The sequence below is a fragment of the Herbiconiux moechotypicola genome, from assembly GCF_024979255.1.
GTDB lineage: Bacteria > Actinomycetota > Actinomycetes > Actinomycetales > Microbacteriaceae > Herbiconiux > Herbiconiux moechotypicola.
Genome location: NZ_JANLCN010000001.1, coordinates 256,635 through 278,167, shown reverse-complemented (window position 1 = coordinate 278,167; position 21,533 = coordinate 256,635). Strand labels below are relative to the sequence as shown.

Annotated in this window: 19 protein-coding genes and 1 other RNA gene; 8 read left to right on the top strand and 12 right to left on the bottom strand. The window is 71.1% G+C overall.

The features are described 5' to 3' along the window. Window positions 1–6: 6 nt before the first annotated feature. The 3 genes from N1031_RS01310 to guaB1 all read right to left on the bottom strand — a co-directional run bounded on the left by N1031_RS01310 (window position 7) and on the right by guaB1 (window position 3,894). On the bottom strand, window positions 7–1,041 hold the full coding sequence (locus tag N1031_RS01310; protein ID WP_259477778.1) for a hemolysin family protein: 1,035 nt from the start codon (window positions 1,039–1,041) through the stop codon (window positions 7–9). After that, entirely contained in the window at window positions 1,034–2,362 is a 1,329-nt protein-coding gene (locus N1031_RS01305) for a hemolysin family protein (protein ID WP_259477777.1), read from the bottom strand. The genes N1031_RS01310 and N1031_RS01305 overlap by 8 nt, the downstream gene beginning before the upstream one ends. A gap of 92 nt (window positions 2,363–2,454) precedes the next feature. Next, window positions 2,455–3,894, bottom strand: coding sequence for a GMP reductase (gene guaB1 / locus N1031_RS01300; RefSeq protein ID WP_259477776.1), 1,440 nt, complete (start codon window positions 3,892–3,894; stop codon window positions 2,455–2,457). A gap of 148 nt (window positions 3,895–4,042) precedes the next feature. On the opposite strand from guaB1, the gene N1031_RS01295 reads away from it, so the two are divergent. Further along, a complete protein-coding gene (locus tag N1031_RS01295) occupies window positions 4,043–7,807 on the top strand; it encodes a multifunctional oxoglutarate decarboxylase/oxoglutarate dehydrogenase thiamine pyrophosphate-binding subunit/dihydrolipoyllysine-residue succinyltransferase subunit (RefSeq protein ID WP_259477775.1) in 3,765 nt (1,254 codons plus the stop codon). 57 nt (window positions 7,808–7,864) lie between these two features. On the opposite strand, the gene N1031_RS01290 is transcribed toward N1031_RS01295, so the two are convergent. The 3 genes from N1031_RS01290 to N1031_RS01280 form a co-directional block, all read right to left on the bottom strand. Further along, the gene (locus N1031_RS01290) at window positions 7,865–8,875 is read right to left on the bottom strand and encodes a cell wall-binding repeat-containing protein (RefSeq protein ID WP_259477774.1); all 1,011 of its coding nucleotides are present in this window, start codon (window positions 8,873–8,875) and stop codon (window positions 7,865–7,867) included. Window positions 8,876–8,980: 105 nt separating this feature from the next. Then, the gene (locus N1031_RS01285; protein ID WP_259477773.1) at window positions 8,981–9,223 is read right to left on the bottom strand and encodes a zf-HC2 domain-containing protein; all 243 of its coding nucleotides are present in this window, start codon (window positions 9,221–9,223) and stop codon (window positions 8,981–8,983) included. Next, the gene (locus tag N1031_RS01280) at window positions 9,220–9,816 is read right to left on the bottom strand and encodes a sigma-70 family RNA polymerase sigma factor (protein ID WP_259477772.1); all 597 of its coding nucleotides are present in this window, start codon (window positions 9,814–9,816) and stop codon (window positions 9,220–9,222) included. Before N1031_RS01280 ends, N1031_RS01285 begins: the two co-directional genes overlap by 4 nt. A 98-nt stretch (window positions 9,817–9,914) precedes the next feature. Between N1031_RS01280 and aroA the strand changes: the two genes are divergently transcribed. From aroA to N1031_RS01260, 4 genes are read left to right on the top strand one after another with little or no spacing between them, the layout of a single operon-like run. Continuing rightward, complete coding sequence (gene aroA, locus N1031_RS01275) at window positions 9,915–11,282, top strand: 3-phosphoshikimate 1-carboxyvinyltransferase (protein WP_259477771.1); 1,368 nt, start codon at window positions 9,915–9,917, stop codon at window positions 11,280–11,282. Next, window positions 11,279–12,340 carry a ribosome small subunit-dependent GTPase A gene (gene rsgA / locus N1031_RS01270; protein ID WP_259477770.1) on the top strand — a complete coding sequence of 354 codons (1,062 nt, stop codon included), beginning with the start codon at window positions 11,279–11,281 and terminating at the stop codon, window positions 12,338–12,340. Before aroA ends, rsgA begins: the two co-directional genes overlap by 4 nt. A 9-nt stretch (window positions 12,341–12,349) precedes the next feature. Next, the gene (locus N1031_RS01265) at window positions 12,350–13,174 is read left to right on the top strand and encodes an inositol monophosphatase family protein (protein ID WP_259477769.1); all 825 of its coding nucleotides are present in this window, start codon (window positions 12,350–12,352) and stop codon (window positions 13,172–13,174) included. Window positions 13,175–13,217: 43 nt separating this feature from the next. Further along, window positions 13,218–13,721 carry a septum formation family protein gene (locus N1031_RS01260; RefSeq protein WP_259477768.1) on the top strand — a complete coding sequence of 168 codons (504 nt, stop codon included), beginning with the start codon at window positions 13,218–13,220 and terminating at the stop codon, window positions 13,719–13,721. 3 nt (window positions 13,722–13,724) lie between these two features. Here N1031_RS01260 and N1031_RS01255 read toward each other — a convergent pair whose 3' ends face one another. After that, entirely contained in the window at window positions 13,725–14,447 is a 723-nt protein-coding gene (locus N1031_RS01255; RefSeq protein ID WP_259477767.1) for an META domain-containing protein, read from the bottom strand. Window positions 14,448–14,496: 49 nt separating this feature from the next. On the opposite strand from N1031_RS01255, the gene N1031_RS01250 reads away from it, so the two are divergent. Then, window positions 14,497–15,159, top strand: coding sequence for a histidine phosphatase family protein (locus tag N1031_RS01250; protein WP_259477766.1), 663 nt, complete (start codon window positions 14,497–14,499; stop codon window positions 15,157–15,159). 12 nt (window positions 15,160–15,171) lie between these two features. On the opposite strand, the gene N1031_RS01245 is transcribed toward N1031_RS01250, so the two are convergent. From N1031_RS01245 to N1031_RS01235, 3 genes are read right to left on the bottom strand one after another with little or no spacing between them, the layout of a single operon-like run. Next, window positions 15,172–15,999: an ABC transporter ATP-binding protein gene (locus tag N1031_RS01245; RefSeq protein ID WP_259477765.1), complete on the bottom strand. Its 828-nt coding sequence runs from the start codon at window positions 15,997–15,999 to the stop codon at window positions 15,172–15,174. Beyond that, window positions 15,996–16,949 carry a FecCD family ABC transporter permease gene (locus N1031_RS01240; protein ID WP_259477764.1) on the bottom strand — a complete coding sequence of 318 codons (954 nt, stop codon included), beginning with the start codon at window positions 16,947–16,949 and terminating at the stop codon, window positions 15,996–15,998. The genes N1031_RS01245 and N1031_RS01240 overlap by 4 nt, the downstream gene beginning before the upstream one ends. 14 nt (window positions 16,950–16,963) lie before the next feature. Next, window positions 16,964–17,971 carry a FecCD family ABC transporter permease gene (locus N1031_RS01235; protein ID WP_259477763.1) on the bottom strand — a complete coding sequence of 336 codons (1,008 nt, stop codon included), beginning with the start codon at window positions 17,969–17,971 and terminating at the stop codon, window positions 16,964–16,966. A 127-nt stretch (window positions 17,972–18,098) separates the two neighbouring features. Between N1031_RS01235 and N1031_RS01230 the strand changes: the two genes are divergently transcribed. Together N1031_RS01230 and N1031_RS01225 are read left to right on the top strand one after the other, a co-directional pair. Next, window positions 18,099–19,154: an iron-siderophore ABC transporter substrate-binding protein gene (locus N1031_RS01230; RefSeq protein WP_259477762.1), complete on the top strand. Its 1,056-nt coding sequence runs from the start codon at window positions 18,099–18,101 to the stop codon at window positions 19,152–19,154. A gap of 4 nt (window positions 19,155–19,158) precedes the next feature. After that, window positions 19,159–20,052 (top strand): siderophore-interacting protein, encoded by an 894-nt coding sequence (locus tag N1031_RS01225; protein WP_259477761.1) that lies wholly within the window; start codon window positions 19,159–19,161, stop codon window positions 20,050–20,052. Here the strand turns inward: N1031_RS01225 and N1031_RS01220 are convergent. Together N1031_RS01220 and ssrA are read right to left on the bottom strand one after the other, a co-directional pair. After that, window positions 20,000–21,046 (bottom strand): LacI family DNA-binding transcriptional regulator, encoded by a 1,047-nt coding sequence (locus N1031_RS01220; RefSeq protein ID WP_259477760.1) that lies wholly within the window; start codon window positions 21,044–21,046, stop codon window positions 20,000–20,002. The genes N1031_RS01225 and N1031_RS01220 overlap by 53 nt on opposite strands. Window positions 21,047–21,107: 61 nt before the next feature. Next, window positions 21,108–21,505: a transfer-messenger RNA gene (ssrA, locus tag N1031_RS01215) on the bottom strand. Window positions 21,506–21,533 lie beyond the last annotated feature (28 nt).

Below are 21,533 nucleotides of genomic sequence, written 5' to 3'. Positions count from 1 at the left end.
GGCCGGCTACCGCCGTGTGGCGTCCTGCACCTCGCCCACCAGCTCCTCGATGATGTCTTCGAGGAAGAGCACGCCCGTGGTCTGACCCGTGGCGGTGAACGAACGGGCGAGGTGCGCCCCCGAGCGCCGCATCGCCGCCAGCGCGTCTTCGAGTTCGGTCTTCTCGAACAGCGACTGCAGCTGCCGCACCCGCTTGGCCGGGATCGGCAGATCGAACTCGTCGTCGTCGAGGTCGATCACGTCTTTGAGGTGCACGTAGCCGGTGGGCAGGCCCTCCGCGTCGACCAGCACGTAGCGCGAGAAGCCGTGCCGGGCCACGGCGCGCTCGACGTCGGCCGGGGTGGCCGTCTCGGGCAGGCTCACGATCGAGCCCAGCGGCACCGCCACATCCGTCACCGTCTTCGAGGTGAACTCGAACGCGGCGCTGAGGGTGCCCGCGCGGTCGGAGAGCACGCCCTCCTTCGTCGACTGCTCCACGATGGTCGACACCTCGTCGAGGGTGAACGCGCTCGCGGCCTCGCTCTTGGGCTCGACCCTGAACAGCCGCAGCACGCCGTTGGCGGAGGCGTTGAGGGCACCGATCACCACCCGGAACACCCGCGCGATGCCGACCAGAGGGGTGGCCAGCAGCAGCACCGCCCGGTCGGGCATCGAGAACGAGATGTTCTTCGGCACCATCTCGCCGAGCACCACGTGCAGGAACGACACCAGCACGAGCGTGATGATGAACGCCACCGTGCCGATCATCTCCTCGGGCAGCCCGGTGAGGTGCAGCGGCCCCTCGAGCAGGTGATGGATGGCGGGCTCGGACACGTTGAGGATGAGCAGCGAGCACACCGTGATGCCGAGCTGCGTGGTCGCGAGCATCAGGGTGGCGTGCTCCATCGCGAAGATGGCCGTCTTGGCGCTGGCCTTGCCCTGCTCGGCCAGCGGCTCGATCTGCGAGCGCCGGGCCGAGATCACGGCGAACTCCGCCGCCACGAAGAAGGCGTTGCCGGCCAGCAGCACCACGAGCCACACGATCCCCAGCCAGTCAGCCATGCCGCACCTCCCCGCGCGCGGTGTCGCCGTCCTCCTGGTCGGACTCGGGGGCGGGGATGTAGCGCAGTCTGTCGATCCGCCGGCCGTCCAGCCGTTCCACCCGCAGTTCGCCGCCGGGCAGCCCGACGGTGTCGCCGACGATGGGCAACCGGCCGAGTTCGCTCATCACGAACCCCGCCACGGTCTCGTAGGGGCCCTCCTCGGGCACCCGGATGCCGGCCTGCTCGGCCAGCTCGTCGGGGCGGAGCATGCCGGGGAAGGTGATCTCGTCCCGCGAGCGCACCACTCCGGCCCGGGTTCGGTCGTGCTCGTCGACCAGCTCGCCCACGAGCTCCTCGACGAGGTCTTCGAGCGTCACCACCCCGGCGGTGCCGCCGTACTCGTCGAGCACCACCGCCATCTGGTAGCCGCGACCGCGCAGCTCGCCGAGCAGCACGTCGACCTGCATGGTCTCGGGCACCCGGAGGGGCTCCGTGAGGATCGCCGCGACCGGCACCTCGGCGCGGCGCTCGCGCGGGATGGCGACCGCCTGCTTGAGATGCACCAGGCCGACGACGTCGTCGATGCCGTCGTCGATCACCGGGAAGCGCGAGTGCCCCGTGCTCCTGGCCAGCGCGAGCACGGTCGAGGCCGGGTCGTCGCGCTTCACGCTCACCACCCGGGGCCGGGGCGTCATCACCTCGGAGGCGTCGTGCGAGGCGAACAGCAGCGTGCGGTTGAGCAGGGTCGCGGTGTCGACGTCGAGGCTGCCCTCGCTCGCGGAGCGCCGCACCAGCGACGACAGCTCCTCGGCCGTGCGGGCCCCGGAGAGCTCCTCCTTGGGCTCGATGCCGATGAGACGGAGCAGGGCGTTCGCGCTGCCGTTGAGCACCGCCACCGCCGGCCGGAACACCATGGTGAAACCGAGCTGGAAGGGCACCACGATGCGGGCCGTGCGCAGCGGGAGCGCGAGCGCGAAGTTCTTCGGCACGAGCTCGCCGATGATCATCGAGAGCAGCGTGGCCACCACGATGCCCGTCACGGCGCTGATCGCCGGCACGACCGACTCCGGGATGCCCACCCCGACCAGCGGCTCGCGCAACAGGCTCGAGATGGCCGGCTCCATGGTGTACCCGGTGAGGAGCGTGGTGAGCGTGATGCCCAGCTGGGCGCTCGAGAGGTGTGTGGAGGTGTGCCTCAGCGCCGTGATGGTGGGCTGCAGACCCTTCTCGCCGCGGGCGGATCGCCCCTCGAGGTCGGACCGGTCGAGGTTCACCAGCGAGAACTCGCTCGCCACGAAGAAGCCCGTGCCGATCGTGAGCACGAGACCTATGCCCAGCATCACCCATTCAAAGCCCATGCCGGCCCCTGCTCAGATGATCACCGGGATGGGCAGAGGGAGGGTCGTCCATGGTGCGTCCGACTATACCGCCCTCACCAGCTCACCGGCAGCGCCTTGCCCTCCTCGTAGCCGGCGGCGGACTGGATGCCCACCAGCGCGCGCTCGTGGAACTCGGCGAGGGTCGCGGCACCGGCATAGGTGAACGAGCTGCGCACGCCCGAGGTGATCATGTCGAGCAGGTCTTCGAGCGAGGGGCGGAGCGGATCGAGGTAGATGCGGCTCGACGAGATGCCCTCGGCGAAGAGCGTCTTGCGGGCGAGCTCGTAGGCGTCGAGCCGGCCGAAGCGCTCCTTGACCGCCTTGGTCGAGGCCATTCCCCAGCTCTCCTTGTAGAGCCGTCCCTCCGCATCCGTCTGCAGCATGCCCGGCGCCTCGATGGTGCCGGCGAACCAGGAGCCGATCATGACCGACGAGGCGCCGGCCGCCAGGGCGAGCGCCACGTCGCGGGGGTAGCGCACGCCGCCGTCGGCCCACACGTGGGCGCCGAGGGCCCTGGCGGCCTCCGCGGTCTCGAGCACGGCCGAGAACTGCGGACGGCCCACCGCGGTCATCATGCGGGTGGTGCACATTGCACCGGGGCCCACGCCCACCTTGAGGATGTCGGCCCCGGCGTCGACGAGGTCGTTCACCGCGGCGGGGGTGACCACGTTGCCCGCCACGATCGGCACGCCGAGGGCCGCCTCGCGCAGCGCACGGAGCGCCCGGAGCATGCCCTCCTGGTGACCGTGGGCGGTGTCGACGACGAGCACGTCGACGCCCGCCTGCACCAGCGCCTTCGCCTTCTCGACCACGTCTCCGTTGATGCCGACCGCCGCGGCCACCCGCAGTCGGCCGTCGGCGTCGACCGCGGGCTCGTAGATGGTGGCGCGCAGGGCGCTGGTGCGGCTGAGGGTACCCACGACCGCCCCGTGCTGCAGCACCGGGGCGAACTCGAGGTCGGCCGCGACCATCGCGTCGAAGGCGTCGCGGGGGCCGTCGATGTCGTCGGCCGAGATCGAGGTGATCGCGCCGTGGAGGAGGTCGCCGAGTTTGGCGTCGGGGAGTGCGGTGGCGAGCCGGGTCGCGGCGATGGCGCCGAGGTACTCACGGTCGGCATCGTGCAGCACGATGCCCTGGCCGGGAGCGGCCGGAACATGCAACCTGGCCTCTTCGACGGTGGTCTCGGGCGCGAAGTCGTAGGGGGTGTCGAAGATCACCGGCTGGTTCTTGACCCAGCGGATCGCCTCGGCGAGCTCCTGCAGCGGCATGTCCTGCGGCAGCACACCGAGCCCGCCGCGGCGGGCGAGCGACGCCGCCAGGCGGGGGCCCGTGACCGAGTTCATGTTCGCCGAGACGATCGGGATGGTCGCACCGGTGCCGTCGCCCGGGGCGAGCGACACGTCGAGCCGCGAGGTCACCGCCGACCGCGACGGGATGAGGAAGACGTCGGAATAGGTCAGATCGTCGCGCGAGGCGCCACCGTAGAACTCCATGAGAACAACGGTAACCGCCTGGGAGGTGCCGGAGGCGCTCCGCGGAAGGTCTAGGCTTGAACGTGCACGTGTCCACGCGTGAACAAGCAGCGCAGCAGAAGACACCGGCACGTGCCATGCAGAGGCAACGGAGAGTGGGCGATCGGCTTTGACCAGCCAGTTGACGGGTACGGGTACCGACGAAGCGAACTCGGGAGAGTTCGGCGCGAACGAATGGCTGGTCGACGAGCTCTATGAGCAGTACGTCGCCGACAAGGACTCGGTGGACAGGTCGTGGTGGCCTGTGCTCGAGAGCTATCGCTCGCACCTGGCGCGCACGGGCGGCACACCGGCCGCTCCGGTGGAGACGCCGGTCGAGGCCGCACCGGTCGCTCCCCCGGTGACCCCGCCCACCGCATCCGCCGCCCCGGTGGCCACCGACGCCCGGCCCGCCACCCAGCCCGTCGCGAAGACCACCAGCCTCCAGGCCAAGCCGCAGCCCATCCCGGCCGAGGCCCCGTCGACCAAGACCCTCAGCGCCGAGGAGACCGCGGGCGATGCCGATCACGACGTCGTGACCCCGCTGCGCGGCATGTCGAAGACGCTCGCCACGAACATGGACGCGAGCCTCACGGTGCCCACCGCCACGAGCGTGCGCTCCATTCCCGCCAAGCTGATGATCGACAACCGCATCGTCATCAACAACCACCTGCGCCGCGCCCGCGGCGGCAAGGTGTCGTTCACCCACCTCATCGGCTGGGCTCTCGTGCAGGCGCTCAAGGAGTTCCCGAGCCAGAACGTCTACTACGACGAGGTCGACGGCAAGCCCTCGGTGGTGGCGCCCGCCCACATCGGGCTCGGCATCGCCATCGACATCCCGAAGCCCGACGGCACCCGCGCGCTGCTCGTGCCTGGCATCAAGCGCGCCGACACCATGGGCTTCAACGAGTACCTCGCCGCCTATGAAGATCTGGTGCAGCGTGCCCGGGCGAACAAGCTCACCGCCGCCGACTTCCAGGGCACCACCATCTCGCTCACCAACCCGGGCGGTATCGGCACGGTGCACTCCGTGCCGCGCCTCATGAAGGGCCAGGGCGCCATCATCGGAGCCGGGGCGCTGGAGTACCCGGCCGAGTTCCAGGGCGCCTCGGCGAAGGTGCTCTCCGACCTCGGCATCGGCAAGGTCATCACCCTCACCTCCACCTACGACCACCGCGTCATCCAGGGCGCCGGCTCGGGCGAGTTCCTCAAGAAGGTGCACGAGCTGCTGCTCGGGCAGCGCGACTTCTACGAGAACATCTTCGCCGAGCTGCGCATCCCCTACGAGCCCATCCACTGGGCCGCCGACATCTCGGTCGACGAGGCCAGCGCCATCGACAAGACGGCGCGCGTGCAGGAGCTCATCAACGCGTTCCGCGTGCGCGGCCACCTCATGGCCGACATCGACCCGCTGGAGTACCGCCAGCGCACGCACCCCGACCTCGACATCGCCTCGCACGGCCTCACCTTCTGGGACCTCGACCGCGAGTTCGTGACGGGAGAGTTCGGTCTCACCCGGCAGGCGTACCTGCGCGACATCCTGGGCGTCCTCCGCGACTCGTACTGCCGCAAGATCGGCATCGAGTACATGCACATCCAAGACCCGGCGCAGCGTCGCTGGATCCAGGAGAAGGTGGAGCGGCCCTACGCCAAGCCGGGCCACGACGAGCAGATGCGCATCCTGGCCAAGCTCAACGAGGCCGAGGCGTTCGAGACGTTCCTGCAGACCAAGTACGTGGGCCAGAAGCGCTTCTCGCTGGAGGGCGGGGAGTCGACGATCGCCCTGCTCGACGCGATCATCCAGGGCGCGGCCGACGAGCAGCTCGACGAGGTGGCCATCGGCATGGCCCACCGCGGGCGCCTCAACGTGCTCACGAACATCGCGGGCAAGACCTACGGACAGATCTTCCGCGAGTTCGAGGGCACGCAAGACCCGCGCACCGTGCAGGGTTCGGGCGACGTGAAGTACCACCTCGGAACCGAGGGCACCTTCACCTCGGCCGACGGCAAGGAGATCCCGGTCTACCTGGCCGCGAACCCCTCGCACCTCGAGGCGGCCGACGGCGTGCTCGAGGGCATCGCGCGGGCGAAGCAGGACCGCAAGCCCATCGGCACCTTCTCGACCCTGCCCATCCTCATCCACGGCGACGCGGCACTCGCGGGCCAGGGCGTGGTGGTGGAGACGCTGCAGATGTCGCAGCTGCGCGGCTACCGCACGGGCGGCACCATCCACATCAACATCAACAACCAGGTGGGCTTCACCACGCCGCCGAGCGAGTCGCGCACCTCGGTGTACTCCACCGACGTGGCGAAGACCATCCAGGCCCCCATCTTCCACGTGAACGGCGACGACCCGGAGTCGGTGGTGCGGGTGGCGCAGCTGGCGTTCGAGTACCGCCAGAAGTTCCACCGCGACGTGTTCATCGACCTCATCTGCTACCGCCGCCGCGGCCACAACGAGGGCGACGACCCCTCGATGACGCAGCCGCTCATGTACAACCTCATCGAGGCCAAGCGTTCGGTGCGCAAGCTCTACACCGAGGCCCTGGTGGGCCGCGGCGACATCACCGAGGAGGAGTACGAGGCCGCACACCGCGACTTCCAAGACCGCCTCGAGCGCGCCTTCGCCGAGACGCACGCCGCACAGACGGCGTCGATCCCCATCATCACCGCCGACACCCAGGCGGTGGCCGACCTCGAGCGCCCCGAGTCGCAGCGCGACGACAGCCGCACCACCCCGTTCGAGACCGCGGTGACCGAGTCGACCATCCACCTCATCGGCGACGCCTTCGACAACAAGCCGGCCGGGTTCACGGTGCACCCGAAGCTGCAGCAGCTGCTCACCAAGCGCGTCGACATGAGCCGTACGGGCAACATCGACTGGGCCTTCGGCGAGTTGCTCGCCCTGGGCTCCCTCCTGGTGGAGGGCACCCCGGTGCGCCTGGCGGGTCAGGATGCGCGCCGCGGCACCTTCGTGCAGCGTCACGCCGTGCTGCACGACCGCGAGAACGGCCAGGAGTGGCTGCCGCTGGCGAACCTCGCCGAGAACCAGGCACGGTTCTGGATCTACGACTCGCTGCTCAGCGAGTACGCGGCGATGGGCTTCGAGTACGGCTACTCGGTCGAGCGGCCCGACGCCCTGGTGCTCTGGGAGGCGCAGTTCGGCGACTTCGCCAACGGGGCGCAGACCATCATCGACGAGTTCATCTCCTCGGCCGAGCAGAAGTGGGGCCAGCGCTCGTCGCTCGTGCTCCTCCTCCCTCACGGCTACGAGGGACAGGGGCCCGACCACAGCTCGGCGCGCATCGAGCGCTATCTGCAGCTGTGCGCCGAAGACAACATGACGGTCGCGCGGCCCTCGACACCGGCCTCGTACTTCCACCTGCTCCGTCGCCAGGCCTACGCCCGGCCGCGCAAGCCGCTGATCGTGTTCACCCCCAAAGCCATGCTGCGCTTGCGTGGGGCGACCAGCACGGTCGACGAGCTCACGAGCGGCCGCTTCCAGACCGTCATCGACGATGCGCGCATCACCGACAAGGGCGCCGTGCGCAAGGTGCTGCTGCACTCGGGCAAGATCCACTACGACCTCGCCAGCGAGCTCCAGAAGACGCCCGACGACAGCGTGGCCCTGGTGCGCGTGGAGCAGTTCTACCCGCTGCCCGTCGAGGAGATCAACGCTGTGGCGGCCGGCTACCCGAACGCCGAGCTGGTGTGGGTGCAGGACGAGCCGCAGAACCAGGGTGCCTGGCCGTTCATGTGCACCGAACTCGCCTCGCGCCTCGAGGGGCGCACGCTCTCGGTGGTGTCGCGGCCGGCGGCGGCCTCACCGGCCGCCGGCTCGGCGAAGCGCCACGCCGTCGAGCAGTCCGAGCTGCTGGCCCGCGCTCTGGCCTGACAAGGTGCGCGCCCGGGCCCGGTGAATCCGGCCCGGGTGCGCCGGGGCACCCGGCCCTCAGCTGCACGCTTCGAGCCGGGCCACCCCGTCGCCGAGCGACGCCGGGCCGCCGAGCAGCACCACCCGGTCAGGACGGTTCGTGGTGATCGTCGCCAGCACCGGTGCAGGAACGCAGTCACGCGGCACGATGTACATCGGGCGATGGCGTGTGCCGGCGAGCACCCCTCCTGCGAGGGCGTCGGGGAAGTTCTCGCCCGTCACGAGGTAGACGGTCTCGAAGCTGGCCGGGATGGTCGTGTTGATGTTCTGGGAGACCGTGTAGCGGTCTGGGCCGTCGATGCGACGCACCGAGTGGGTGAGACCGAGCGAGAACTCCGCCGTGGCGGAGACCGAGCTCGTCCCGCCCACCAGCGTGATTCGCGAGGTGCGAAGCTGGTCGAGAGAGCGCACGGTGGGGATGTCGACACCAGGCAGCGCGCCGTCGACGAGTACCACGGGAGAGTCGAGCAGACCGGCGGCGGCGCCCACGGTCAGCGCGTCGGGGAAGTTGCGGCCCGTCGCGACGAAGGTCTCGGCAAGGCCCGGCGCGAACGCGGTGGTGGCGACCGTGCGGCTCACTTCATAGCGATCAGCGCCGGAGATGCGGGTCACCGACGCGGCAGGCGCAAGCCTCTGCAACTCGGTCAGCACCGCGGGTGACACCGAGGCCGGCCCTCCCACGACTACGATGCGCGGCGGCCGGAGGGTCGCGAGAGCCGACACAGCGGCGGTCGGCACGGCATCGGCGCGCACGAGCAGGAGCGCGCCCCGGCCGTGCACGGCCGCCGGGCCGGCACTCAGCGCATCAGGATAGCTCTCGCCCGACGCCACGTACACGATGTCGGCGCCCGCCGGGCGACTCTGCACGGCCAGCGTCGCGGCCAGTTCGTAGCGATCGGCACCCGACACCCGGCTCACGACCGGTGGCGCGAGTTCGTCGGCGCCGGCCGCCGCCGACCCCAGACCGAACGGCACCGCCGCCGCGACCGTCATGGTGACCGCCAGTGCGGCGCGCAGAGCTCTACCCATGAACCCACTCCCCATCTCTCGCGATGCGCACCCCTGCGCATCCGGGGCTCACAGTAGCCCGGCGGGAGAGAATTAAGTGAGGGCTACTTAATGACGGGAGGTGTGCTAGCGAGACTCGAGCGTACGCAGCGTCAGCAGCAGCTGGTCGCGGAGCTCCTCGGGTGCCACCTCTTTGCACGCACGCTGCACGGTCTGGGTGAGCACGATGCCGACGTGCAGCTCCGACTGGCAGCCCTCGCAGGTCTCCAGATGGGAGCGGATGTCTTCGGCGTTCGTTCGGCAGAACTCGTTGCGCAGATACTCCTCGAGCTCAGCTCGTGCTTTGTCGCAACCGCAGTCGTTGTTCACTTTCCGCTCCTGGTGCTGCTCGGCGCGGCGGCGAGCCCGCGCTCTTTCGCATAGTCGGCGAGGAGACCCCTGAGCAGTCGTCTGCCTCGGTGCAGACGGCTCATCACCGTGCCGACGGGGGTCTTCATGATGTCGGCGATCTCCTGGTAGGAGAACCCTTCCACGTCGGCCAGGTAGACGGCCAGCCGGAAGTCTTCGGGAATCGACTGCAGCGCCTCTTTGACGTCGCTGTCGGGGAGGTGGTCGATGGCCTCCGCCTCGGCCGAGCGGCTGGAGGTGGCCGTGGCCGACTCCGCACCGCCGAGCTGCCACTCCTCCATCTCGCTCGTCGAACCCTGGTAGGGGTCGCGCTGCTTCTTGCGGTAGGTGTTGATGAAGGTGTTGGTGAGGATGCGGTAGAGCCACGCCTTGAGGTTGGTGCCCTGCTCGAACTGGCCGAACGCGGCGTACGCCTTGACGAAGGTCTCCTGCACGAGGTCTTGCGCGTCGGCGGGATTGCGCGTCATGCGCAGCGCGGCGCCGTAGAGCTGATCGAGGAAGGGGATCGCCTGCTCCTCGAAGAGCGCGCGCGGGTCGGGGGTGGGAGTGCTCATCACCGGCAAGTCTACGACCGGGGGCGCCGTCAGAACGGCTGTGGCCATCACGCTGCTGATCCTCCTGGGTGGTGTTCCTCGGACTATTGTGAGAACCGATGCCTGTCTCGAGATATTCCACCCCGCGGTTCAACCCCTACGGCGACGACGCGCCGCTCGGTTCTGCGGGCGACTGGGAGGCCCCGAGGGCGCAGGGCCCGCTCGACGCGACGGTGTCGCTCCCCGGCTCGAAGTCGCTCACCAACCGCGAGCTCGTGCTCTCGGCTCTCGCCGACGGCCCCTCGGTGCTCCGGGCCCCGCTGCACTCCCGCGACAGCGACCTCATGATCGAGGCGCTACGCTCCCTCGGCACCGGCATCGACGAGGTTCCGGGCACCGGTGCCTTCGGCGCCGACCTCGTGGTGACGCCGGCGACCGAGCTGCTCGGGTCGACCACGATCGACTGCGGGCTCGCCGGCACGGTCATGCGCTTCCTCCCCCCGGTCGCCGCTCTGGCTCTCGGCCCCACCACCTTCGACGGCGACGCCGGCGCGCGGCGACGCCCGATGGCCACCACCATCTCCTCGCTGCGCGAACTCGGCGTCGACATCGGCGACGACGGCCGGCGGGCCCTGCCCTTCACCGTGCACGGCTCCGGTCGCGTGCGCGGCGGCGAGCTCACCATCGACGCCTCCTCGTCGAGCCAGTTCGTGAGCGGTCTGCTGCTGTCGGCCGCGCGCTTCGAGAGCGGCCTGCGCTTGCGCCACAGCGGCGAGCGGCTGCCCAGTCAGCCGCACATCGAGATGACGCTGGCCTCGCTCACCGCCAGAGGGGTCGCCGCCGAGGTGGACGCCGCGGCGGGCGGGGCCGGCTGGAGCGTGACTCCCGGCCCGATCTCGGCGGCCGAGGTGGCCATCGAACCCGACCTGTCGAACGCCGCACCGTTCCTCGCGGCCGCGCTCGTGGCCGGGGGCCGGGTGACCATCACGGGCTGGCCGGCCGTCACCACCCAGGTCGGAGCCGACCTGATGTCGCTGCTGCCCCTGTTCGGAGCCTCGGTCGAGCTCGACGGCGACCGGCTCACGGTCACGGGGGGCGACGTCATCCGAGGCATGGAGATCGATCTCTCCACGGGTGGCGAGCTCGCTCCCCCTCTGGTGGCCCTCGCGGCTCTCGCCGAGTCCCCGAGCGAGATCACAGGCATCGGCCACATCCGCCATCACGAGACCGATCGTCTGGCCGCCCTCGCGGCCGAGATCAACGGCCTGGGGGGCGAGGTGGAAGAACTGCCCGACGGGTTGCGCATCACCCCGCGACCGCTGCACGGCGGCGTCTGGCACAGCTACGAAGACCACCGCATGGCCACCGCGGGCGCCCTCGTCGGCCTCGCGGTCGACGGCGTGCTCGTCGACGACATCGGCACCACCTCGAAGACCCTCCCCCAGTTCCCCGAACTGTGGCGCGCGATGCTCGCGGGCGGCGCATGAGCTGGTGGGCAGACGACGCCGACGAGGACGACGACGAGGAGTTCGACGAGTCCTCGGTGCGCATCCGCCCGAACCCGAAGGGCAACCGTCCCCGCACCAAGACCAGGCCCAAGCACGACGACGCGGTGCCCGGCCGCGTGATGACGGTCGACCGCGGCCGGTTCCAGGTGCTCGTCGACGAAGACCTGCCCGGCGAGCACGAGATCACCGCCTCCCGGGCGCGCGAGCTCGGCCGCACCCCCATCGTCACGGGTGACCGCGTCGATCTCGTCGGCGACGTCAGCGGCGACCAGGGCACGCTCGCCCGGGTGGTGCGCGTGCATGAGCGCACCACCCTCCTGCGGCGGAGCGCCGACGACTCCGACGCCGTGGAGCGGGTGATCGTCGCGAACGCCGACCAGATGCTCATCGTGGTGGCCGCGGCCAACCCCGAACCGCGCGCGCGGCTCATCGACCGCTACCTCGTGGCCGCCTTCGATGCCGGGATCGACCCGGTCCTCTGCGTCACCAAGACCGATCTGGCCGACCCCGCACCCCTGCTGGCGGAGTTCGACTGCCTCGACATCCGCGTCGTCACGCTGTCCCGCGACGCCGTGCCCGTCGCCGAGCTCACCGAGCTGCTCGTGGGTCGCACGACCGTGGCCGTCGGTCACTCGGGCGTCGGCAAGTCCACCCTCGTCAACGCCCTCGTCCCCGACGCCGGCCGCGCCACCGGCGTGGTCAACACGGTGACGGGGCGCGGCCGGCACACCTCCTCGTCGACCGTCTGCCTCAGGATGCACGCCGCCGACGGCCGCACCGGCTGGATCATCGACACGCCCGGGGTGCGCTCCTTCGGCCTCGGCCACGTCGAGCCCGCCAACATCCTGCGTTCCTTCGCGGCGACCGCGAGGGTGCCCGAGGGCGAGCCGCCGGGCGGTGTGCCGCTCGCCGAGGCGCACGACTGGGAGATCGTCGACCGCGTCGAGGCCGGCGAGCTCGGCGACAGCGGCCTCGCGCGCATCGAGTCGCTGCGCAAGCTCCTCGACACCACGGGGAGCCCGGTCGAGACGGGCTAGCCTGAGACGGTGACCACCGACCCGGCCCCCTCCCCCTCGCTCACCGACGACCTGACACTGGCCCTGCGGCTGGCCGACGCGGCAGACGTCATCTCCCGCGACCGCTTCCGCGCGGTCGACCTGCACGTCACCACGAAGCCCGATCGCACCCCCGTCACCGATGCCGACCGCGCCGTCGAGCGCGCCATCCGCGCCCTCCTCGAGACCGAGCGGCCGGGCGACGCGGTGCTCGGCGAGGAGTACGGGGGCGCCTCGGGCGCGCATCCGGCCCGCCAGTGGATCATCGACCCGATCGACGGCACCGCGAACTTCCTCCGCGGCATCCCGGTCTGGGCGAGCCTCATCGCGCTGGCGCTCGACGGGGTGCCCGTGGTCGGCGTGGTGAGCGCGCCCGCCCTGGGCCGGCGCTGGTGGGCGGCGAGAGGAGCGGGCGCCTTCACGACCGATCTCCTCGACGGCGGAGCCGACTCGCCCGAACGCCTGCGCGCATCCGGCGTCACCCGCCTCGACGACGCCTCTCTCAGCTACAACAGCTTCAAGGGCTGGGACGACGAGGGGCGTCTCCCCCAGCTCACGGCCCTCGCCCGTGCGGTCGAACGCACGAGGGCCTACGGCGAGATGTGGTCGTACATGATGGTGGCCGAGGGGCGACTGGAGATCGCGGCGGAGTTCGACCTCCAGCCCTACGACATGGCCGCCCTGGTGCCGATCGTCGAAGAGGCCGGCGGACGTTTCACCTCGGCCGACGGCGCTCCGGGACCATGGGGAGGCAGCGCGCTGGCCACCAACGGGCCGCTCCACGACGAGGTGCTCCGGATGATCGCCGCCGGGTGATCACCCGTCCCCCGTTGTGGGGGTCTGGGCCATAATGAAGGTCATGACGACTTCTGCGATCACCCGAATCGGAGTGGCGGCCACGACCGCGACGCTCGCCCTCCTCCTCGGCGGCTGCACCGCCCTCTTCCCGAGCTCGGCCCCGCCGGCCACCGACTCCCAGACGGGCGAGGAGATCACCCAGACCGACACCGACGTGTTCACCCTCTCGGTGGGCCAGTGCCTCAACGACACCTCGGGCACCGAGGTGAGCGAGGTGCCGATCGTCGACTGCACCGATGAGCACGACTTCGAGGTCTACGAGGACTTCGAGCTCACCGGCGACGAGTTCCCCGGCGACGACCAGGTCGACTCGGAGGCCGATGCGGGCTGCCTCGCCGCCTTCGACACCTTCACCGGTATCTCGTACGACAGCTCCGTCTACGGGTACACCTACTTCACGCCGACCGAGGGCTCGTGGACCGACGGGGGCGACCGCCTGGTCTCGTGCCTCATCGGCGACCCGAACGGCAAGACGGTGGGAAGCCTCGCCGGAGTGGCGAAGTAGCGCTCACTGCCTCGTGAGCGTTCCGATCTCGGTGCCCTCGGCACCGACGACGAGCGCCTCGTCTCCGTCGTAGCTGAAGGAGGTCGCCTGCGAGAGCCAGGTGTCCACGCCCTCGCAGGCCATGAGGGTCGAGGCGAGGCCGCTGAAGATGACCACGTTGTCGGCCTCCGTCCAGCTCCCGGTGAGGCGGTTGCAGCCGTCGCTGCCGGAGACGGCGCCGTCGGGATCGAGCACGAGCGAGGCGCCCGGCACCTCTGAGACCCAGGTTCCGGCCGCCTCGCCCCGAGTGCCGCCATCGCCCTCGGTCATGTCGGCCGGTGCGTCGACGAGGGCGAGGATGGTGCCGCCGTCGGCATCCCGCAGTTCGAGGTCTCCGTCGATCACGAAGACGCTCGCAGCCTCGGTGACCGCGAGCGGGATGGCCGCGCCGTCGCACGCGATCAGCGTGCTCACCCCGGCGGTCGCCTCGAAGTCGCCGGTGGACCTCATCTCCCACTCGCCCTGGGCGCCGTTGCATCCGTCGGAGCCGATCCAGGTTCCGTCGTCGGAGAAGCGCACGAACGGCACCTCGGGGCTGTCGTACTCCTCCCCCGTCACCCAGGTGCCGATGATGCTGCCCTTCGACACGGTGCCGCCGGAGTCGCCCGAGCAGGCGGTGACGGCGAGTGCGACGGCGGCGAGCGCGGTGCCGGCGAGAAGGGTGCGGGTGCGGGACCGGAAGACCATGCAGTCACACTAGCGGTCGGCGACCGCCGGGGGCCGTAGGCTGAACGGGATGCGACTCCTCCTGATCAGACACGGCCAGACCATCGACAACGCGAACGGGGCCCTCGGCACGGTCGTGCCCGGCCCGGGCCTCACCGAGCTGGGCCGCACCCAAGCAGCGGCGATCCCGGCCGCGCTCGTGGCGGAGAGCATCGACGCGATCGCGATGTCGACCATGCGCCGCACGCACGAGACCGCGGCTCCGCTCGTGGAGGCCCTGGGCCTCGCGCCGATCGAGTTCGACGGTCTCCGCGAGATCACCGCGGGCGACATCGAGGGCCGCTCCGACAGCGAGGCGATCCGGCTCTACCTCGGCACCCTCTTCGGGTGGTGGACCGACTTCTCCGCGCGCATCCCGGGCGGAGAAGACGGCCACGAGTTCCACGCCCGCTACGACGGGGCGATCCGGGAGCTGGCCGCCGCGCATCCGGAGGGCACGGTCGCGGTGTTCAGCCACGGCGCCGCCATCCGCACCTGGGCCTCGTGGTCGTCGGGCAATATCGACGCCGAGTTCAGCCGGACGCACGGACTCGAGAACACGGGCATCGTCATCCTGGAGGGCTCGCCCGAGGCGGGCTGGGAGGCTGTGTCGTGGCAGAACGCCCCGTTGGGCGGCAGTGCCCTCGAAGACGGCGGCGCCCCCGACCCGACCGGTGAGGCGACGCTCGCCTGATCCGGCCCGGGCTCATCCGCCCGCTCCCGGCACCGACTCCGTGAAGAACACCGGGGTGCCGCTGACCGGATCGGTGCCGACCCGACAGCGCACGCCGAACGCCTCCTCCACCACCTGTGCCGTCAGCACCTCGGCGGGCCGGCCGGCGGCGACCACGCGACCCCCGGCGACGACCAGCACGTCGCTGGCATACCGTGCCGCCTGATTGAGGTCGTGGAGCACCGCGACGATGGTGCGACCCTCGGCGTGCAACCGGCCGAGCAACTCGAGCAGCTCGTGCTGGTGCGCGATGTCGAGATAGGTGGTCGGCTCGTCGAGCAGCATGATCTCGCTGCGCTGGGCCAGCAGCATCGCGAGCCAGGCCCGTTGCCGCTGCCCGCCGGAGAGCCGGTCGACCGCCTCGTCGGCGACCGCCGTGAGCCCCGTCGCCGCCAATGCCTCGTCGACCGCCGAGTCGTCGGCCCGCGACCACCGCTGGAGCGCGGAGCGGTACGGGTGCCGGCCTCGTGCGACGAGGTCGCGCACGAGGATGCCCTCGGGCGCCACGTTGCTCTGGGGCAGCAGTCCCACCCTCCGCGCGAGCTCCCGGCGACCCCACGCGCGACGGGGCCGGCCCTCCACCGTCACCGTGCCCGCGGCGACCGGAACGGTGCCGGCGACGGCCTTGAGCAGGGTCGACTTGCCGCATCCGTTGGCGCCCACGAGCACGGTGAACGATCCGGCGGCGACCGAGAGCGAGATATCGTCGCACACCACCCTGCGGTGATAGGCGATGGTGACGTGCTGCAGGTCGATCGCGGCACCGTTCGCCCCGGATGCGTGCGGAGGCTGGGTGGTCATCGGCGTTCCCGTCGTGCGTTGAGGGCCAGGACGACGGCGAGGTAGACGCCGCCGAGAACGCCCGTGGCCGCCCCCACCGGCAGTTGTTGCGGTGCCAGGACACGCTGAGCAAGCAGATCCGAGGCGAGCAGCAGCACCGCTCCGAGGAGGGCGGAGGTGAGCACCAGGGGTCGTGCGGCACGGGCGGCACGCCTGGCCAGCTGCGGTGCCGCGAGCGCCACGAACGCGATCGGCCCGGCCGCGGCCACCGCGGCGGCGGTGAGGCCGATCGCCACCACCACGACCACGACTCGCATCCTCGCGGGTGCGATGCCGAGGGAGTCCGCCTTGTCGTCGCCGAGCTCCATCACGGCGAGACTCCGTGAGAGCAGGGCCGCCGGCACCAGGAGCACGGCGACGGCGATCGCGGTCATCGGCAAGTAGGCGGTGCGGCCGTTGAGGCTGCCGACCAGCCACACCGCCGCGCTCTGCGCCTCGGTCACGTCGGCACGGGTGAGCAGGTAGGCGTTCACCGAGGTCAGCAGGGCGGCCAGGCCGATGCCGACCAGCACCAGGCGGTGGCCCGTGCCGCCGAGGGCGAGCGCGACCGCGGCGACCGCCAGACCGCCGACCACGGCGCCTGCGCCCGCCGGGACCGCCGTGGGCAGGAGCAGCAGCGCGGCCAGCGCACCGGTGGCGGCACCCGTCGTGAAACCCACCAGGTCGGGACTGCCCAACGGGTTGCGGGTCATGCTCTGGAACAGGGCACCGGCCGCCGCCAGGGCGCCGCCGACCACGAGCGCGAGGGCGAGCCGTGGCAGTCGCAGCTCGAACAGCACCAGGCGGGAGCGTTCGTCGCCCTCGCCGAGGAGCGTGCTCACGACCTCGCCCCAGGAGATGGCCGCCGTACCGGTCGACACCGCGACCACGATCAGCCCGGCCGCCGTGGCGCAGAGCCCTGCGACCAGCACGACACCGCGCAGCCTCACAGTGCCGGCACCGATCGCGTGCGCACCAGGGCGATGAAGACGGGGGCGCCGACCGCGCCCATCACGATGGCGACCTCGATCTCCCCGGGGCGCGCCACGAGCCGGCCGATGATGTCGGCGCCGAGCAGAAGAACAGGGCCCAGCACCAGGCTGAAGGCCACGATCCAGCCCGACCGCGGCCCGCAGATCAGGCGCGCCGCGTGCGGCACGGCGAGCCCGAGAAAGGTGATCGGCCCGACGACGGCCGTCGCCGCGCCGCACAGCAGCACGACGGCGAGCAGCCCGAGCACGCGGGTGCGCGCGGGATGGACGCCGAGCGCAGAGCTCCCGTCGTCGCCGAGGGCGAGGACGTCGAGCCGGCTCACCAGCGTGAGACCGAGTACGAGGCCCGCGGCCAGGGCGGGCGCCGGCACGAGGAGCGACGACAGCGGCTGATCGGCGAGGCTGCCGACGGCCCAGAAGCGGTACTGGTCGAAGGCCTCCTGGTCGAGCAGGGTGATTCCCGCGACCACACCCGCGAGGCTCGCGCTCACGGCGGCGCCGGCGAGCACGAGCCGCCCCTGGCCGCCGGCCCCACCCGCACTGCCGAGACCGATCACGATCGCCGCGGCGACGCCGGCGCCGAGCAGCGCGAGCCCGAGACGCAGCGCGGGGTCCTGCGGCGCACCGAGCACCACCGCGAGCACGACGGCGGCGGCTGCTCCCGCGTTGACCCCGAGCAGGCCGGGGTCGGCGAGGGGATTGCGCGTGACCGCCTGCATGAGCGCGCCGGCCAGCGCCAGTGCCGCGCCCACGACCAGGCCGAGCGCGGTGCGCGGCACCCGGACGGTCCAGACGATGTGGGAGACGTCGTCTCCCACCGGATCGACCAGGGCCCCGAGAACGGCGGCGGGTGAGAGCTCGCGGGCACCCACCGCGAGACTCAGCACGACGACGGCCGCCAGCAGCACGAGCGCGGCCGAGAACGCGAGGGCGAGACGGCGCCGCGATGCGGTGCGTCTCATGCGGGCGCGGTCATCTGGGAGGGATCCTCGGGAGGGGACTGGACAATGCTGGAACGTTCCACCATTCTTACATGAGGTAAGCCTAGCCTTCCTCCCACGTCACCCTCCACCGAAAGACAGCACACGCATGACCACGACCTCTCGCACGATCATCACGCGACGCCTGGCCGCCTCCGCGCTGCTCGCCGCGGCCGCCGTCGCCCTGAGCGCCTGCGGGGCCGGCGCCTCCGCCGAACCCGACGCGACCACGGCCTCCGACGGCGCCTACCCGGTGACCATCCCTCACGCGTTCGGCGAGACCGAGATCACGGAGCACCCCGAGCGCATCGTGGTGGTCGGCTACAAGGAGCAGGACTACTACCTGGCGCTCGGCGAGGTGCCGGTGGCGATCCGCGACTGGTACGGCGACATGCCCTCGGCCACCTGGCCGTGGGCCCAGGAGTACCTCGACGGCGAGGAGCCGGTGGTGCTGCCGCGGGCCGAGCTCGACTTCGAGCAGATCGTCGAACTCGACCCCGATGTCATCGTCGGCATGTCGGCGGGCCTGACCGAGGAGGAGTACGACACGCTCTCCGCGATCGCACCGACCGTGGCCCAGCCCTCCGCCGACGACGGCTGGGCGGTGACCTGGCAGGACATGACGCTGAAGGCCGGGGCCATCCTCGGCAAGACCGCCGAGGCGGAAGCACTCGTCGACGAGCTCGAGGCCGAGATCACCGCCGTCGCCGCGACGTATCCCGAGCTCGACGGCGCCTCGACGGTCTTCGCCTCCGGATGGGAGGGGCAGTACTACGTGTACAGCCCGGCGACGACGGCCTCCCAGCTCCTCCTGGAACTCGGTCTGGTGATGTCCGACGAGGTCGCCGAGCTCACCGACAACGAGAACCAGTACGTCACCCTCAGCCAGGAGCGCTTCGACCTGCTCGACGTCGACGTCGCCGTGTGGTCGGAGGCCGCCGACGACGAGATCATGGTGTCGCTGCTGCAGAACCCGCTCTACGCCGATCTCCCGGTGCACACCGAGGGCCGGGACGTCTTCCTCGGCAAGGACGCCAACGGCGCCTTCGTGTTCTCGTCGGTGCTGAGCCTGCCGTACGTGATCGACACCATCGTGCCGGCCCTTGCCACGGCGGTCGACGGCGACCCGGCCACCACGAGCGCGTTCTCCGCCCCGGAGGACTGAGTCGATGACGATCGGCAGCTGGACGGCCGAGACGGTCGCGGTGCACCGGCTCGGCCCGCATCTCGTGCGGGTCGAGCTCGGCGGAGCCGGCCTCGGCGACTACGTCACGAACGCCGTGCCCGACGAGTCGGTCACGCTCTACTTCCCCCGCCAGGGCGAGACCGCACCGCCCGCGATGACGCTGCGCGACGGCGAGTGGGGTTTCCACGACCTCGACGAGCCCCCTGTCGGGCGCAACTACACCATCCGCTCCGCCGATCCGGAGGCCGGCACCGTCGCGATCGACTTCGTCCTCCACGGCGACGGAGTCGCCTCGCAGTGGGCGGCGCGCGCGACCCCCGGGGACGGCCTCGTGCTGTGGCGGCAGCGCGGCTGGTACCGGCCTCCGGCGGCCACCGACTGGGTGGTGCTCGCGGCCGACCTCACCGGGTTGCCCGCGGTGCTGCGCATCCTGGAGGGGCTGCCCGACGGTGTCGCCGCGACCGTGCTCGTCGACGCGCTCGACGACACCGATCTCGCCGAGCTGCGCGTGGTGGCTCCCCGCTCGGCCCGGATCGACGCCCGGCTCGGTGCCGGGAACGGGGTCGCGCGCGACACCCTGATCGCCCGTATCGAAGCCTTCGACCCGCCCGCCAGCGGCGACGGTTACGCGTGGTTCGCCGGTGAGGCCGGCGACGCACGACGCGCGCGTGCGGTGTGGCGCGAACGGCACGGGCTGGCGCGGGACCGCGTCGCCAGCGTCGGCTACTGGCGAGCCGACGCCACCGAGTGGCAGCGCCGCTACGCCACCGTGCAGGCGGAGATGGAGCAGCTCTACGCCGACGCTGTCGCGGCCGGTGCCACCCTCACCGAGGCGGGGGAACGGGTCGAGGACGCACTCGCCCTCCGTGGACTGTGAACGTGCCGCTCCCCCGCGTCGACGAGCGCAGCCGGAGGGTGATCGGATGCTCGACCTCGCCGCGCTCGGCCCCCTCGAGCACCGCGTCGAGCAGTTCCGCACAGCGCGATCCCGCGGTCAGCGGGTCGAGATCGATGGAGGTGATGGGCGGCTGGACCAGTGCCGCCGTCGCCGACTCGGTTCCCGTGGCCAGGAGGAAGTCCTCGCCGACCCGGCGGCCCTCCGCCGCCAGCACGGCGAGGGTGGCGGGTGCCGTGTCGACGGGAGCGCAGAAGAGGCCGTCGACACCGGGGTGCTGCCGCAACAACACGGCGGTCGCACTCTCGATCTCCGCCGGTGACGGGATCCAGCTGATCGGCACCACGACGGGCTCGACCCGGTTCTCGCGGCACCACGAGCGGTAGGCGGCGCCCAGCTGAACCGCCCAGTCGCCGGTCTCCGGCGGCAGCATCATCGCGGGCCATCGCGAACCCTCGTGGCGCAGGTGGTCGAGCACCCACCTCAGCGCCCGGTCGTGGTCGCACCGCACCACCACGTCGGGCCGGGGCATCGCCGCACCGTAGGGCCGCTCGAAGCTCACGCTCGGCACGTCTGAAGCGAGCAAGGCCACCGCCGTGGGGTCGTCGGCGTGCGGATCGGCGACGACGACACCGTCGACCGCGGGGAAGGCGGCCCGCTCGTGGCCTCCGAGGATGGCCGTGTCGCGCCCGCGCGACGAGAGGTACTCCATCGCACCGAACACGAAGCGCATGTAGAACTCCGACGTTGACGGCACCCCGGGCACGTGCACACCCACCACGCCCGTGCGGCCACCGCGCAGCCGGCGGGCGGCCCGATTGGGCTGGTATCCGAGCCGGGCGGCCGCCTCGAGCACCTCGCGGCGCGTCTCGTCGGAGAACCGCCCCGTGCCCGAGAGCACATTGGAGACGGTGGACTTGCCCACGCCCGCGGCACGTGCCACGTCGAGCAGCGTGACGGGGCGGGAGTCGGGCATGACCACAGTCTAGGAACGACGGTGAGCGCCGGGGAACTCGACAACGTGCGACAGCGGCCGGTGGTGGAGATGGGGGGAATTGAACCCCCGTCCATCGCTGTGATCCCACGCCTTCTACGGGCGTATCCTGTGGAGCGTTCTGCTCGGCCCCGACCTTTGCCACAGGCAGCCAGGTCGACGGGCCCAGTCACAGAAGAAGTCCCGCGTGACCCTGAGACACGATCACGCAGCGAGCTCTCTAGCTGATGCCGGAACCCGGGTAGAGAGCATTCCCGGACCGACAGTTCCTAGTGGCTAGGGAAGGGGACCTTACGCCGCGAGGGCGAAGGCGGCCTTCTTGGCCGGAACAGTGCTGTTGGAATTGGCACTTATAGTTTGCGAGGGGCGTTAACGAGATAACCCCGCATCCTCGACCCGCTTCTCGTCGTTTCGCAGGCGATGTCGAAACCGATCATCCCCGTGGTGGGTCGCTGTCGCACGCTGTGGA

Coding starts and splice junctions, on each gene's coding strand:
- rsgA (WP_259477770.1), top strand. CDS start 11,279: ATGAGCTGGTGGGCAGACGACGCCGACGAGGACGACGACGAGGAGTTC.
- aroA (WP_259477771.1), top strand. CDS start 9,915: ATGCCTGTCTCGAGATATTCCACCCCGCGGTTCAACCCCTACGGCGAC.
- N1031_RS01305 (WP_259477777.1), bottom strand. CDS start 2,362: ATGCTGGGCATAGGTCTCGTGCTCACGATCGGCACGGGCTTCTTCGTG.
- N1031_RS01310 (WP_259477778.1), bottom strand. CDS start 1,041: ATGGCTGACTGGCTGGGGATCGTGTGGCTCGTGGTGCTGCTGGCCGGC.
- N1031_RS01230 (WP_259477762.1), top strand. CDS start 18,099: ATGACCACGACCTCTCGCACGATCATCACGCGACGCCTGGCCGCCTCC.
- N1031_RS01260 (WP_259477768.1), top strand. CDS start 13,218: ATGACGACTTCTGCGATCACCCGAATCGGAGTGGCGGCCACGACCGCG.
- N1031_RS01235 (WP_259477763.1), bottom strand. CDS start 17,971: ATGAGACGCACCGCATCGCGGCGCCGTCTCGCCCTCGCGTTCTCGGCC.
- N1031_RS01280 (WP_259477772.1), bottom strand. CDS start 9,816: ATGAGCACTCCCACCCCCGACCCGCGCGCGCTCTTCGAGGAGCAGGCG.
- N1031_RS01250 (WP_259477766.1), top strand. CDS start 14,497: ATGCGACTCCTCCTGATCAGACACGGCCAGACCATCGACAACGCGAAC.
- N1031_RS01245 (WP_259477765.1), bottom strand. CDS start 15,999: ATGACCACCCAGCCTCCGCACGCATCCGGGGCGAACGGTGCCGCGATC.
- N1031_RS01255 (WP_259477767.1), bottom strand. CDS start 14,447: ATGGTCTTCCGGTCCCGCACCCGCACCCTTCTCGCCGGCACCGCGCTC.
- guaB1 (WP_259477776.1), bottom strand. CDS start 3,894: ATGGAGTTCTACGGTGGCGCCTCGCGCGACGATCTGACCTATTCCGAC.
- N1031_RS01225 (WP_259477761.1), top strand. CDS start 19,159: ATGACGATCGGCAGCTGGACGGCCGAGACGGTCGCGGTGCACCGGCTC.
- N1031_RS01220 (WP_259477760.1), bottom strand. CDS start 21,046: ATGCCCGACTCCCGCCCCGTCACGCTGCTCGACGTGGCACGTGCCGCG.
- N1031_RS01290 (WP_259477774.1), bottom strand. CDS start 8,875: ATGGGTAGAGCTCTGCGCGCCGCACTGGCGGTCACCATGACGGTCGCG.